The organism is Flavobacterium sp. FlaQc-30, assembly GCF_044005885.1.
In the GTDB taxonomy this organism is placed as follows: Bacteria; Bacteroidota; Bacteroidia; order Flavobacteriales; family Flavobacteriaceae; genus Flavobacterium.
The window spans coordinates 291,383-304,028 of record NZ_JBIPCO010000003.1 but is presented as its reverse complement, the minus strand read 5'-3'; the positions used below and the strand labels follow the sequence as shown (position 1 = coordinate 304,028).

The following is a 12,646-nucleotide window of genomic DNA, read 5'->3' as shown; positions in this document are numbered from 1 at the left end:
TAAAGAAAAAAAATTATGATAAAATGGGCAGATGTAATTCATTTTACAAATAAAGGAAATCCAGCTCCTGAAAAAAGAGTTGAAAAAACTGAAGATGAATGGAAGCAGCTTTTAACTCCCGAAGAGTTTCAAGTAACACGTTTAAAAGGAACAGAGAGATCTTTTAGTTCTGAACTTTGCAGTTTATTTGATCCTGGAATTTATGAGTGTAAATGCTGTGGCACTTTGCTTTTTGATGCTTCAGAAAAATTCGAATCAGGAACAGGCTGGCCCTCTTTTACACAACCAATAAAAGAAAATGCAATTGCTTATCATGCTGACAAGTCATACGGAATGATTCGCGTTGAAGTAGTATGCAATGTATGTGATGCACATTTAGGACATGTTTTTCCAGACGGACCACAACCAAGCGGCTTGAGATATTGCATTAATGCGATTTCACTCTCTAAAATTAAAGACTAATAAAAAGCGATTCCTTAACTCAAAATAAGGAATCGCTTTTTTTTTTACACAAATATCAAAATATTAATTAACATTAAAAATGTAAGTCACTACCTATCAATAAAATGATTCCCTTTTATCGCTGTATGTTTTACAATATTTAATTACTTAAACATCGATAATACAAGAAAAGGCAGCACGTAAAATTAGAATACATTCATTAAATTAATAGGTAAAATGTTAATTTTGTAATATTTAAACTATTATTATAAACTTTTATCAAAAAACTTGAAAATTTTATTAGGTAATTAAAATCTATTTCATTTTATTTGGCAAAAAATAAACCCTTAGTCAATTAAACTTATCAATGAAATCCTATTCTATTCAAGAAATTAACGAAGTAATTAATGGTGTAATATACGGCACAACTTCACAAAGCGTAACCGCAACCGAGCAATTAGAAAAAGCCACCACTTCTGAAATTTCGTTTATAGGAAACAAAAAATATGAAAAATATTGGTCAGCATCAAATGCTTCAATTGCAGTTGTTAATGAAGACATTTCGATCGAACCAGGAGAAAATCGTGCTTTTATCAAAGTAAAAAACGCAGATTTAGCGATGTCACAAATTCTAAATCTTTTTGCCCCTCCTACTCCAATATTTCGCACAAACATTCACAAAACTGCAACTGTAGATGAGACTGCAGTAATTGGCGAAGGCGCTAAGATTGGTGCTGGATGTTATATTGGTCCAAAAGTTGAAATTGGAGCAAATGCAACTCTATATCCAAATGTGACAATTTTAGACGAATGCACTATCGGGAAAAACACTGTTGTTTGGTCAGGATCAGTAGTTCGTGAGCGCTGCCACATTGGTAACGATTGCATCATTCACCCAAATGCCACGATTGGAGCCGACGGTTTTGGATTTCGCCCATGTTCTGAAAACGGTTTAGTCAAAATTCCACAAATTGGAAATGTAATTATAGGAAACGGCGTTGAAATTGGAGCAAACTCTTGCGTTGACCGCGGGAAATTCAGTTCGACAATTTTAGGCGATGGCTGTAAAATTGATAATTTAGTTCAAATTGGACATAACAGTAAATTAGGAAAATTTTGTATTATGGCTGGAAACAGTGGTTTGGCTGGATCAGTAACTTTAGGAAACGGAGTTATTATTGGCGGAAGCGCTTCTATAAAAGATCACACTACAATTGGCGACGGCGCTGTTATTGGTGCTGGATCTGGTGTTATAGGTGATGTTTCAGCAGGAAAAACAATGTTAGGTTATCCAGCTGTTGAAGCACGTGATGCTTTAAAACAATGGGCAACATTAAAAAGAATGGCTTGCAATCCGAAAAAATAATACAACTTATATAGCTATAGAAAAAGCAGAAGCCAACCGCTTCTGCTTTTTTATTTAAGAAAATAAAATCCTCTAAAATAAAGTTCAGACAAATTTGAAATACTCTGTTTATTTCAATTGATTTTGTAAATTAGCCAACACTATTTTACAAAATCAATACTATATCATGGATTTAAACTTCAATAAAAACGAAGATCATAATAAACTACTCCTTTCTGAATTAAAACAAAAGTTTGCCAAAGTAAAATTGGGCGGCGGTGAAAAACGCATTGAGAAATTACATGCGGAAGGAAAAATGACGGCTCGTGAACGAATCGCTTATTTATTGGATGAAAATTCAAATAGTATTGAAGTTGGCGGTTTTGCAGGCGAAGGAATGTACAAAGAACATGGCGGATGCCCTTCTGCTGGCGTGGTTGTTAAAATTGGTTATGTAAAAGGCAAACAATGTATTGTTGTTGCAAATGATGCTACTGTAAAAGCAGGGGCATGGTTTCCTATAACTGCCAAAAAAAATCTGCGAGCACAGGAAATTGCAATCGAAAACAAACTTCCCATTATTTATTTAGTTGACAGTGCAGGTGTTTATCTGCCTCTTCAAGATGAAATTTTTCCTGACAAAGAACATTTTGGACGAATTTTTAGAAACAACGCTCAAATGAGCAGTATGGGTATTACCCAAATAGCGGCTGTAATGGGCAGTTGTGTTGCTGGCGGAGCTTATCTTCCAATTATGAGCGACGAAGCCTTAATTGTAGATAAAACCGGCAGTATTTTCCTTGCTGGAAGTTATTTAGTAAAAGCAGCTATTGGCGAAACAATAGATAATGAAACTTTGGGCGGAGCAACAACGCATTGCGAGATTTCGGGCGTTACCGATTATAAGGCTAAAGATGATAAAGATGCTCTAGACAAAATTAAAAATATAGTTGATAAAATTGGTGATTTTGATAAAGCAGGTTACAGTCGAATTAAAGCCGAAAAACCAGCATTAGAACCAACTGATATCTACGGAATTCTGCCAAAAGCTAGAAATGAACAGTATGATATGATGGAAATAATCAATCGCTTGGTTGACAATTCAGAATTTGAAGCTTATAAAGATGGTTACGGTCAATCCTTAATTACTGGATACGCAAGAATTGACGGCTGGGCCGTAGGAATAGTTGCTAATCAACGTAAAGTAGTTAAAACAAAAAAAGGCGAAATGCAGTTTGGCGGTGTTATCTATTCTGACAGTGCCGACAAAGCAACCCGATTTATTGCTAATTGTAATCAAAAGAAAATTCCTTTAGTATTTCTGCAAGATGTTACTGGTTTTATGGTTGGATCAAAATCTGAACATAGCGGAATTATTAAAGATGGTGCCAAAATGGTCAATGCCGTAAGTAATTCGGTTGTCCCAAAGTTCACTGTAATTGTAGGAAACTCTTATGGAGCAGGAAACTATGCCATGTGCGGTAAAGCTTATGACCCAAGATTAATTTTTGCATGGCCGAGCGCTGAGCTTGCTGTTATGGGCGGGACTCAAGCAGCAAAAGTTTTGGCACAAATTGAAGCTTCTTCACTTAAAGCAAAAGGAGAAATTATCGACGAAGAAAAAGAAACTGAACTTTTTAACAAAATAAAAGCACGTTACGACGAACAGACTTCTCCTTATTATGCTGCGTCTAGATTATGGACAGATGCTATAATTGATCCGTTGGATACACGTAAATGGGTTTCTATGGGAATTGAAGCGGCAAATCATGCACCGATTCAAAAACCATTTAATTTAGGAGTAATTCAGGTTTAAATTGCGCACCTCTTTTTAAACTTGTTAAAATAATATCAAAAAACTTATTTCCAGATACTTAAATTAAATATATCACTAAAAATTAGTAACTTAGTATATAATTTTTAATCTCGTTGTATCATGGAAAATGTAAAAAGCTTGAATAAGTGGGCAAATTCGCATACTTATTTACCAGTAGATTTAGTACGCATAATATTGGGGGTTTTCTTATTTATGAAAGGGGTTTCTTTTGTAACCAACGTTCAATATTTGCATGATTTGATTTCTCCAATAGATCGATTCGGAGGCGGAATGTTTCTTCTGCATTATATCGCGCCGGCTCACATGATTGGAGGCATAATGATCTTTTTTGGGCTGCTTACCCGCTGGGCAATCGCCGCTCAATTGCCAATACTATTTGGAGCTGTTCTTATCAATTTCATGGGACACATGCATTCTGAAAGCTTAGCTTTAGCAATCATTGTATTGTTACTCTGCATATTTTTCTTGTTTTATGGCGGTGGAAAACACTCTGCTGACTATTATTTTAAAATGCAGCAATAATGTTTTATTATCCTCAATTTAATCAAAATAAATTGAGGATAATTTAATAAACCATTTTTTAAGAAGTAATTAGCACTCTAAATTTCTTTTATTGTATTTTATGAACTAATTTCGCCCGCATGAATTGGATTCGTAAAATTGTATTTTTTATATCACTCTTAATTATTGGAGTTTTTGCTGCTCAAGCAGAAGGCTCTGTGGTACAAAAAATCGAAACTCAAAAAACGGATACCAATTTCGGTAAAGAAACACCAGATTCATCTGCATTTATTCAACCGCAGGCAGGTTATCAATTAGCCGCAAATATTAAACACACCAATTCTGGTGTAATAAAGTGGTTTGATTCTTTACTACTGGCTATTCCAAACTATAGAATTGAAAAGCCATCTTCAAACTTTGTCAATCAATTTTCTACTCAGAGCAAGAAAATCTTAATAATGCTCTACCCTTTCCACTTTTTTTGGTAGTATAACTATGAAACTTTAAGGAAGATTATTTTCTTCTCACACTAGTAAACCGTTTTCTTTCAGGAAAACTGTTTATAATTTCATGTATTTATCAAATTTAAAAAGAAATGGACACAAGTATTACAATAATAGGCATTGTGATTGCGATCATAGTTGCCGTACCAGTATATTTTTCTGCACGATCGAGCGCAGCGAACAAATCAAAAATTCTAGACATAAAAAAGAAGTTCAATCCAACTCATCCCGAAGATTTTGATTTAACGGAATCACAAAACAATAAAACACTTACAATAGATCAAAAAAACCGAAAGTTTATTTTAATGAACTTCAATCCTAATCAACAGGAATCGATTTATGTTGACTTAAAAAGTGTATCATCATGCAAGTTAGTTTTAACCACCGAAGGCAATTCAGAAACCATTGTTAAAATTGATTTTGAATTTCAGGATAAAGAAACTTCTAAAAAAATTACAATTCCATTCTATGATTTTGACGATGACCGCATCAAACAGATTAGCGTATACCAAGATCATATGTTTGCAAAAAAATGGCTTAAAATCATTCAGGATTCTATTTAATGTTAGTTATTTAATTCAGTAAAGGGAGGTTCATTATGAGCCTCTTTTTTTTTGATCGATACATGACATTTGTCATTTTACATCTTCTTATCAATAACTAACTTTGGGGGAAAATAAATTTGTCTTATGAAAATTTCACTAACCCAGAAGTACAATGTACCAGGCCCAAGATATACAAGTTACCCAACTGTTCCTTATTGGAACGAATCTGCCTTTACTGTAGAACAATGGAAGTCTTCTTTTCAAAAATCCTTCTCAGAGAGTAATTCACAAAACGGAATTAGTTTATACCTGCATCTGCCATTCTGCGAAAGCATGTGTACTTTTTGCGGCTGCAATAAAAGAATTACAAAAAATCATTCTGTAGAGGAGATATACATAAGTGCAATTTTAAAAGAATGGAGATTATACTGTGAGTTGCTTCCTGAAAAACCTTTCATTAAAGAAATTCATCTAGGCGGCGGTACTCCAACCTTTTTTTCTACCGAAAATTTAGAACATTTAATTAATGGTATTTTTAAATTAGCCGACAAAACTGATAATTATGAATTTAGCTTTGAAGGACATCCTAATAATACTACCTACGAACAGTTAAAAAAACTATATGATCTAGGCTTCCGCCGAGTTAGTTTTGGTGTTCAGGATTATGCCGAAAAAGTACAAAAAGCAATACATCGTATACAACCTTTTCATAATGTCGCAAAAGTAACTTTTTGGGCAAAAGAAATTGGTTATAAATCTATAGGACACGATATTATCTTTGGTCTGCCATTTCAAACCGTTGAAGACGTTATTGATACGGTTGAAAAAACAAATTCATTAAAACCAGACCGTTTAGCGTTTTACAGCTATGCTCATGTGCCTTGGATAAAAGGAAACGGACAACGCGGCTTTAATGAAGAAAACCTGCCTAAAGATGCAGAGAAAAGACAACTATACGAAACTGGAAAACAATTGCTTTCTGCCAATGGTTATCATGAAATTGGTATGGATCATTTTGCTTTGTCTTCTGACAGTTTATTTGACGCCGCGCATAATAAAAAAATGCATCGAAACTTTATGGGATACAGTGCATCTAAAACGCAGCTTATGATAGGCTTAGGTGTTTCATCTATCAGCGACAGCTGGTATAGTTTTGCTCAAAACACAAAAAGTCTTGAAGAATATTACCGAATTTTAAGAGAAGATCAACTGCCAATCGTAAAAGGACATATTTTAAATGATGAAGATTTAATTATTAGAAAACACATCTTAAACCTTACTTGCGATCTTGAAACTTCTTGGAGCAGCGAATCTTTATATTTTAAAGAATTACCATCTGTATTATTAGATCTTGAAGAAATTGAGAAAGACAAGTTAATTGTAATTGAGGAAAATAAACTAAAAATTACTGAAGCAGGAAGACCATTTGTTCGTAATATTTGTATGGCTTTTGATTTGCATTTAAAAAGAAAATCTCCTGAGACTAATTTATTCTCAATGACAGTTTAAAAACATCAAAATTTAAAGAGAATTTGAAATAGAAAGGTTTAATGACAATTTGGAGTTGCTTGAACAAACAAATTCATATTAGACGGAGATAAATAAGGAATTCCTAACCCTAAACCTCTCAAAATAAACAACGCTCCAATTATTACTGCAACATAAGGAATTGCTTTTTGAATTTTGTTTCTAAAAGGTAATTTTAGTAATGAATTAATATAAACTACAACTGTCATTAAAGGAATAGTTCCTAATCCATACAACAGCATATACAACACACCAAGTCCTGCGCTCTGCATGGCAATTGCACCAAACAAGGCAACATAAACCATTCCGCATGGTAAAAAGCCATTTAATAAACCAATAGTAAAAAGAGACTTGTAACTTTTCTTTTTAAACTGACTTCCCAGACTAGATTTTATATTTGAAATAATTTTATATACTGGTTTTGAGAAATTGTATTTAGCAAATACTTTTTCTGGAATTAGAACGATTAAAATCATTGCAACACCAATAAAAATCGACATATTTTGCTGCATTCCGGCAAGAAAAAAGCCTCTCCCTAACAGTCCAAAAACCAGTCCGATTATGGCGTAAGCAGATAATCGTCCTAAGTGATAAGTAATAATCTGCGCTGCCTTTTTAGTTTCATTGTTATGATCTACTGGAAGCATCATAGCTATAGGTCCGCACATTCCAACACAATGCAGACTGCTTATAAGACCAAATATTAGAGCAGAAAATAACATTTTATGATTAATTTACGTAGATAACTTCTTTTGTCAGGTATTTTTTCCCTTTATACTGCCACTCCATATTAACATCCCAACGCCCTTTTATTAATTTTTTCTGCGGAATTAACAATGAAGAATTTGTTAAAGCAATCTGAGTATCAAAATCAAATTTCTTATTTGAAGGTCTATATAATAAAACATTCCCTTTTACTTTACTTCCTTCAAAGTCTGCTGGAAAAGTAACCTGCACACCATCTTCACTATATTTAATAGACGGCTTATGCTGCAAATCATGCGCATTTTGAATTCTTGCCATTTCTTCCTGAAAATGAGTATCATGCTTGTAATACTCTTCTACAACCAAGTCATTATCATATTTGCTATTTGATTGTACTTCGAAAACAAAGTATAATATAAATGTCATAAACAATGCAAATGCAATGACAATTCCAGTTCCCCAATTAATTTTCATGATACTTGTGTTTATTTAATTAAAACTTCTTGGTCCTAAGAAATTTGTATTTGTTGTTTCAAGCAATTCGTTACCATTATAGACACCAATTTTTACTTTGGTTTTGTCACTTTCTAACAATACTTCATTTATTTCAATAAATAATGTTCCTTGCGAAATTCCTTCTTTTGGAACTTTAAAATGTTGTTTTCCTACGTTTCTAATTTCTCCTTTTTGATCGATTAACTCAAAATGAATATCATTGTAATCTTTCATTGTTTTGTTAACAATCTTGTAGGTATAAACATTACTGATTTTATCTCCTTTATGCTGAAAAAGCTGTCCAGGTAAACGTAAAACAACTGCTTGAACATTTGTTCTTAAAAACAGCATTCCAACAAAAATACTCAATAAAATAAACAGTACAGCGGTATAACCTTTCATTCTTGCTGTGAACTTAAAAGGCTCTTTTTTAGCAATCTCATCTTCAGAAGCGTAACGAATAAGTCCTTTAGGCAATCCTACGCTTTCCATAATATGATCACACTCGTCTATACAAGCTGTACAGTTTGTGCATTCAAGCTGTGTTCCGTTCCTAATATCAATACCCATTGGGCATACATGAACACATTGAAGACAATCAATGCAATCACCTTTTCCTGTTAGTGCTCTATCTTCTTTTTTATTAAACTTGGCTCTTCCATTCTCTTTTTCGCCTCGTACGAAATCATACGCAACATTTATTGATTTATTATCTAATAAAACACCTTGTAATCTTCCGTAAGGACAGGCAATAATACAAACCTGTTCACGAAACCATACAAAAACGAAATAAAAAACTCCAGTAAAAATAAGAAGTGCTATAAAATTACTTGCCTGTTTAACAGGTCCTTGCTCAACCATTAAAAATAAAGCGTCGGAGCCAACTAAATAAGCGAGAAATACATTTGCTATACCAAAAGAGATTAAAAAGAAAATGGTCCATTTAACAACTCTTTTTCTAATTTTTTCTGCATTCCACTCTTGCCTTGCTAAACGAGACTGTGCTCCACGATCTCCGTCAATCCAATACTCGATTCGGCGAAATACCATTTCTAAAAAAATGGTTTGAGGGCAAATCCATCCACAAAAGATTCTTCCAAAAACAACCGTAAATAATATAATGAATACAACACCGACAAGTATTGAAATAACGAAAAGGTAGAAGTCCTGGGGCCAAAAAGGAAATCCGAAAATATTAAAACGACGTTCAAGTATATTGAACATCATAAATTGGTTTCCGTTTACTTTAATAAACGGGTTAACAATTAAAATAGTCAGTAAAACATAACTGACTATTTTTCTGTAATTATAAAATTTACCAGACGGTTTCTTAGGGAATATAAATTTCCTGTTACCGCCTTCATCTATAGTTCCAATGGTATCTCTAAAAGCTTCGTCTGGTAAATTTGACATGATATTCTAAATTATTTTTTAACTTCTGTGGTATCTTTTGGTGTATTTGCTGCAGTATCTGCTTGAGGAGCACCTTCTCCTGCCCATACTTCACCTTCGGCTTCTTTTGGGTCTTTTGGATTACTTCCTTGCAATGACAAAATGTAGCTGGCAACCTTTTGAATTTCTTTTGGTTTAAGAGTTCCTTTCCAAGCGATCATTCCTTTACCGTCACGACCTCCGTTTGTAATGGTGTGGAATATCTCTTTTATTCCTCCTCCTAAAATCCAATGATTATCTGTTAAGTTTGGACCAATTTGTCCTCCTCCATCTGCTCTATGACAAGCTGCACAGTTTGTTGTAAATATTTCCTTTCCGGCATCTAAACTTGGTGCATCAGTAAGTAAAACAACTGTTTTTTCATCCATCAAATCTGGAGCAGTTTTCATATACTCTTCTACATCAATTTTTGCCTGAGCCATTTCTTTTTTAAGCTCCATTTCCTGATCATCAGCTCCTAAAACATCATAACGAACTACATAAAGTACTCCAAAAATGATACAGATGTAGAATAAATAAACCCACCATGGCGGTAAATTATTATCAAGCTCTTTAATGCCGTCATAATCATGATCTAGTAATAAATCTGCTTCTTTAGACATTGGTACTGTCTTAGTAAGTTTATGCATTAAGTCTTTGTACCAAGTACTCTCCTTAAGACTCAAACTGTTTTCATACTCCGCTTTTGCTTTTTCTTCAGGAGACATTAATTGATACATAATTCGATTTACTGCACTAAGCGTAATTTCGATTGCAATCAAAATAAATAGAAATACAAACAAAAAGACAGATACCATTGGGTATTTAATAAATGCCGGTTTATCACCTGAATCTATAAAATACTCCATCAAAGCAAAAACGATGAAAAAAATCAACGGTACTCTAACATATACTGGGAAAAACTTTTTCATTTTATCTATCTTTTGAAATTAAATTATCCTCTAAAGGTATTTGGCTCATTTCTTGAATTTTATCTTTTTTATAAGAGAATACCCAAAAGCCTAATCCTACGAAAAAGAAAAAGAAAATCAAGAGAGAAAGAATCGGGTAAATTTCTATACCCGATATCGTTTCCATATTGTGTTTTATTTGTTCAAACATAATGCTGTTATTTAGAAGTTTCTTTTACTTTAATATCAGTACCAAGTCTTTGAATGTAAGCAATCAAAGCAACGATTTCTCTTTCATTCATCGGAATAAATTTCTCACCTTTAGCTTCTGCTTTTTTCCTGCTGTCTTCATAACTTTTTACAAAATCAGGATCGCTTTCTAAACTTTTTTCAATTTTAACTGCCTGTTCTCTTAAAGTTCTTTGCGCATTTGCAACTTCTTCTTCAGTATAAGGTACACCAAGCGAAATCATTGCTTTCATTTTCTTCTGAGTTAATGAAATGTCCATTGGCTCATTGTCAAACAACCATTTATAACCTGGCATTATCGATCCTGCAGATGTACTTTGCGGATTCCACATATGATTAAAGTGCCAGTTATCATTATACTTACCACCAACTCTTAATAAATCTGGACCTGTACGTTTTGATCCCCATAAGAATGGATGATCATAAACAAACTCTCCTGCTTTTGATTGTACTCCATAACGCTCAACTTCACTTCTAAATGGTCGAACTGATTGTGAGTGACAACCTACACAACCTTCTCTGATATACAAATCACGTCCTTCAAGTTCTAATGGTGTATAAGGTTTTACACTTGAAATTGTTGGTATATTGGATTTTACCATAATGGTTGGTACAATTTGAATAATACCTCCAATTAAAATTGCTATTGTAGCCAAAATCGTTAACTGAATTGGTTTTCTTTCTAACCAAGAATGGAATTTCTCTCCATTAAGTCTTCCACTGCTGATTTTTTGCAGTGCTGGAGCTTGAGCCAATTCATCTTCAATTGTCTGACCAGCTTTTACAGTCATAATGATATTGTAAACCAAAGTCAACATACCTATTAGGTATAAACTTCCTCCAATTGCTCTCATCCAATACATTGGCATAATTGCAGTTACTGTTTCAAGAAAGTTTCCATACGTTAATGTACCATCTGGATTAAATTGTTTCCACATTGAAGCTTGTTGAAAACCTGCTACGTATAATGGAATTGTATATACTATAATACCTAATGTACCTATCCAAAAATGGAAGTTTGCTAATTTCTTAGAAAATAAATCTGATTTTGTCATTCGAGGAATCAACCAATAAATGATACCAAAAGACATAAATCCGTTCCAAGCTAATGCACCAACGTGTACGTGAGCAACGATCCAGTCCGTATAATGCGCAATAGCATTCACATTTTTAAGAGATAACATCGGCCCTTCAAAAGTCGCCATACCATAACCTGTAATAGCTACTACAAAGAATTTTAAAACTGGTTCTTCACGAACTTTGTCCCAAGCACCTCTCAATGTTAATAATCCGTTGATCATACCTCCCCATGATGGAGCAATTAACATTACTGAAAATGCAACTCCTAAATTTTGAGCCCAGTTAGGTAATGCTGAGTATAACAAGTGGTGAGGTCCTGCCCAGATATAAATAAAGATTAAAGACCAAAAGTGAATAATTGATAATCTATAAGAGTATACTGGACGATTTGCTACTTTAGGCACGAAATAATACATTAATCCTAAAAATGGAGTCGTCAAGAAAAATGCAACCGCATTATGACCATACCACCATTGTACTAAAGCATCTTGTACACCAGCATAAACGGAATAACTTTTTAATGCTGAAACTGGAATTTCAATATTATTAAAAATATGAAGAACTGCAACAGTTACAAACGTAGCAAGATAGAACCAAATAGCTACATATAAGTGACGTTCCCTGCGTCGCAGCATTGTACCTATCATATTGATCCCCATTACTACCCAAATAAGCGCTATGGCAATATCTATAGGCCATTCAAGCTCAGCATACTCTTTTGAAGAAGTATACCCTAATGGCAATGTAATTGCAGCGGCTACGATAATTAACTGCCAGCCCCAAAAATGCAAATTACTTAAAAAGTCACTAAACATTCTGGCTTTAAGCAATCTCTGCATGGAATAATACATTCCGGCAAAAAAGGCATTTCCAACAAATGCAAAAATAACCGCATTGGTGTGCAACGGTCTCAAACGACCATAACTTAACCACGATATCCCATCTGTCAAATTGGGAAAAAGGTACATGACCGCTAAGGTCAGCCCCACTAACATACCCACTACTCCAAAAAGGATGGTGGCGTAAATGAATTTTTTTACAATTTTGTTGTCGTAATAAAACTGTTCCATTTCCAT

At 33.9% G+C, this 12,646-nt stretch carries 13 protein-coding genes; 7 read left to right on the top strand and 6 right to left on the bottom strand.

From position 1 onward, the window contains the following. Positions 1-15 precede the first annotated feature (15 nt). The 7 genes from msrB (at position 16) to hemN (ending at position 6,681) form a co-directional block, all read left to right on the top strand. Positions 16-462: a peptide-methionine (R)-S-oxide reductase MsrB gene (gene msrB / locus ACHRV0_RS09405; protein ID WP_089052357.1), complete on the top strand. Its 447-nt coding sequence runs from the start codon at positions 16-18 to the stop codon at positions 460-462. Between the two features lie 346 nt (positions 463-808). After that, positions 809-1,807, top strand: coding sequence for a UDP-3-O-(3-hydroxymyristoyl)glucosamine N-acyltransferase (lpxD, locus tag ACHRV0_RS09400; RefSeq protein WP_395440671.1), 999 nt, complete (start codon positions 809-811; stop codon positions 1,805-1,807). Between the two features lie 166 nt (positions 1,808-1,973). Further along, a complete protein-coding gene (locus ACHRV0_RS09395) occupies positions 1,974-3,602 on the top strand; it encodes an acyl-CoA carboxylase subunit beta (RefSeq protein WP_395440670.1) in 1,629 nt (542 codons plus the stop codon). 120 nt (positions 3,603-3,722) lie between these two features. Then, positions 3,723-4,145, top strand: coding sequence for a DoxX family protein (locus ACHRV0_RS09390; RefSeq protein WP_089058980.1), 423 nt, complete (start codon positions 3,723-3,725; stop codon positions 4,143-4,145). A 119-nt stretch (positions 4,146-4,264) separates the two neighbouring features. Then, on the top strand, positions 4,265-4,612 hold the full coding sequence (locus ACHRV0_RS09385) for a hypothetical protein (RefSeq protein ID WP_395440669.1): 348 nt from the start codon (positions 4,265-4,267) through the stop codon (positions 4,610-4,612). Between the two features lie 107 nt (positions 4,613-4,719). Next, positions 4,720-5,190, top strand: a complete 471-nt coding sequence (locus ACHRV0_RS09380; protein ID WP_129025272.1) for a hypothetical protein — start codon at positions 4,720-4,722, stop codon at positions 5,188-5,190. 126 nt (positions 5,191-5,316) lie between these two features. Beyond that, the gene (hemN, locus tag ACHRV0_RS09375) at positions 5,317-6,681 is read left to right on the top strand and encodes an oxygen-independent coproporphyrinogen III oxidase (protein ID WP_395440668.1); all 1,365 of its coding nucleotides are present in this window, start codon (positions 5,317-5,319) and stop codon (positions 6,679-6,681) included. A 38-nt stretch (positions 6,682-6,719) separates the two neighbouring features. Here the strand turns inward: hemN and ACHRV0_RS09370 are convergent, their stop codons facing one another. Genes ACHRV0_RS09370 through ccoN form a run of 6 tightly spaced genes read right to left on the bottom strand, consistent with a single transcriptional unit; the run spans position 6,720 to position 12,646 of the window. Continuing rightward, entirely contained in the window at positions 6,720-7,421 is a 702-nt protein-coding gene (locus ACHRV0_RS09370; RefSeq protein ID WP_395440667.1) for a sulfite exporter TauE/SafE family protein, read from the bottom strand. Positions 7,422-7,428: 7 nt separating this feature from the next. After that, positions 7,429-7,878, bottom strand: coding sequence for a FixH family protein (locus ACHRV0_RS09365; RefSeq protein WP_395440666.1), 450 nt, complete (start codon positions 7,876-7,878; stop codon positions 7,429-7,431). Positions 7,879-7,893: 15 nt separating this feature from the next. Then, a complete protein-coding gene (gene ccoG, locus ACHRV0_RS09360; protein WP_129025280.1) occupies positions 7,894-9,312 on the bottom strand; it encodes a cytochrome c oxidase accessory protein CcoG in 1,419 nt (472 codons plus the stop codon). A gap of 11 nt (positions 9,313-9,323) precedes the next feature. Beyond that, positions 9,324-10,262, bottom strand: a complete 939-nt coding sequence (locus ACHRV0_RS09355; protein ID WP_129025282.1) for a cbb3-type cytochrome c oxidase N-terminal domain-containing protein — start codon at positions 10,260-10,262, stop codon at positions 9,324-9,326. A 1-nt stretch (position 10,263) separates the two neighbouring features. Continuing rightward, the gene (locus ACHRV0_RS09350) at positions 10,264-10,452 is read right to left on the bottom strand and encodes a CcoQ/FixQ family Cbb3-type cytochrome c oxidase assembly chaperone (protein WP_089052368.1); all 189 of its coding nucleotides are present in this window, start codon (positions 10,450-10,452) and stop codon (positions 10,264-10,266) included. 7 nt (positions 10,453-10,459) lie between these two features. After that, positions 10,460-12,646 carry a cytochrome-c oxidase, cbb3-type subunit I gene (gene ccoN / locus ACHRV0_RS09345; RefSeq protein ID WP_395440665.1) on the bottom strand — a complete coding sequence of 729 codons (2,187 nt, stop codon included), beginning with the start codon at positions 12,644-12,646 and terminating at the stop codon, positions 10,460-10,462.

Bases quoted from the DNA above. Each gene is read 5' to 3' on its own strand.
- msrB (WP_089052357.1), top strand. From the start codon at position 16: ATGATAAAATGGGCAGATGTAATTCATTTTACAAATAAAGGAAATCCA.
- lpxD (WP_395440671.1), top strand. From the start codon at position 809: ATGAAATCCTATTCTATTCAAGAAATTAACGAAGTAATTAATGGTGTA.
- ACHRV0_RS09395 (WP_395440670.1), top strand. From the start codon at position 1,974: ATGGATTTAAACTTCAATAAAAACGAAGATCATAATAAACTACTCCTT.
- ACHRV0_RS09390 (WP_089058980.1), top strand. From the start codon at position 3,723: ATGGAAAATGTAAAAAGCTTGAATAAGTGGGCAAATTCGCATACTTAT.
- ACHRV0_RS09385 (WP_395440669.1), top strand. From the start codon at position 4,265: ATGAATTGGATTCGTAAAATTGTATTTTTTATATCACTCTTAATTATT.
- ACHRV0_RS09380 (WP_129025272.1), top strand. From the start codon at position 4,720: ATGGACACAAGTATTACAATAATAGGCATTGTGATTGCGATCATAGTT.
- hemN (WP_395440668.1), top strand. From the start codon at position 5,317: ATGAAAATTTCACTAACCCAGAAGTACAATGTACCAGGCCCAAGATAT.
- ACHRV0_RS09370 (WP_395440667.1), bottom strand. From the start codon at position 7,421: ATGTTATTTTCTGCTCTAATATTTGGTCTTATAAGCAGTCTGCATTGT.
- ACHRV0_RS09365 (WP_395440666.1), bottom strand. From the start codon at position 7,878: ATGAAAATTAATTGGGGAACTGGAATTGTCATTGCATTTGCATTGTTT.
- ccoG (WP_129025280.1), bottom strand. From the start codon at position 9,312: ATGTCAAATTTACCAGACGAAGCTTTTAGAGATACCATTGGAACTATA.
- ACHRV0_RS09355 (WP_129025282.1), bottom strand. From the start codon at position 10,262: ATGAAAAAGTTTTTCCCAGTATATGTTAGAGTACCGTTGATTTTTTTC.
- ACHRV0_RS09350 (WP_089052368.1), bottom strand. From the start codon at position 10,452: ATGTTTGAACAAATAAAACACAATATGGAAACGATATCGGGTATAGAA.
- ccoN (WP_395440665.1), bottom strand. From the start codon at position 12,646: ATGGAAATGGAACAGTTTTATTACGACAACAAAATTGTAAAAAAATTC.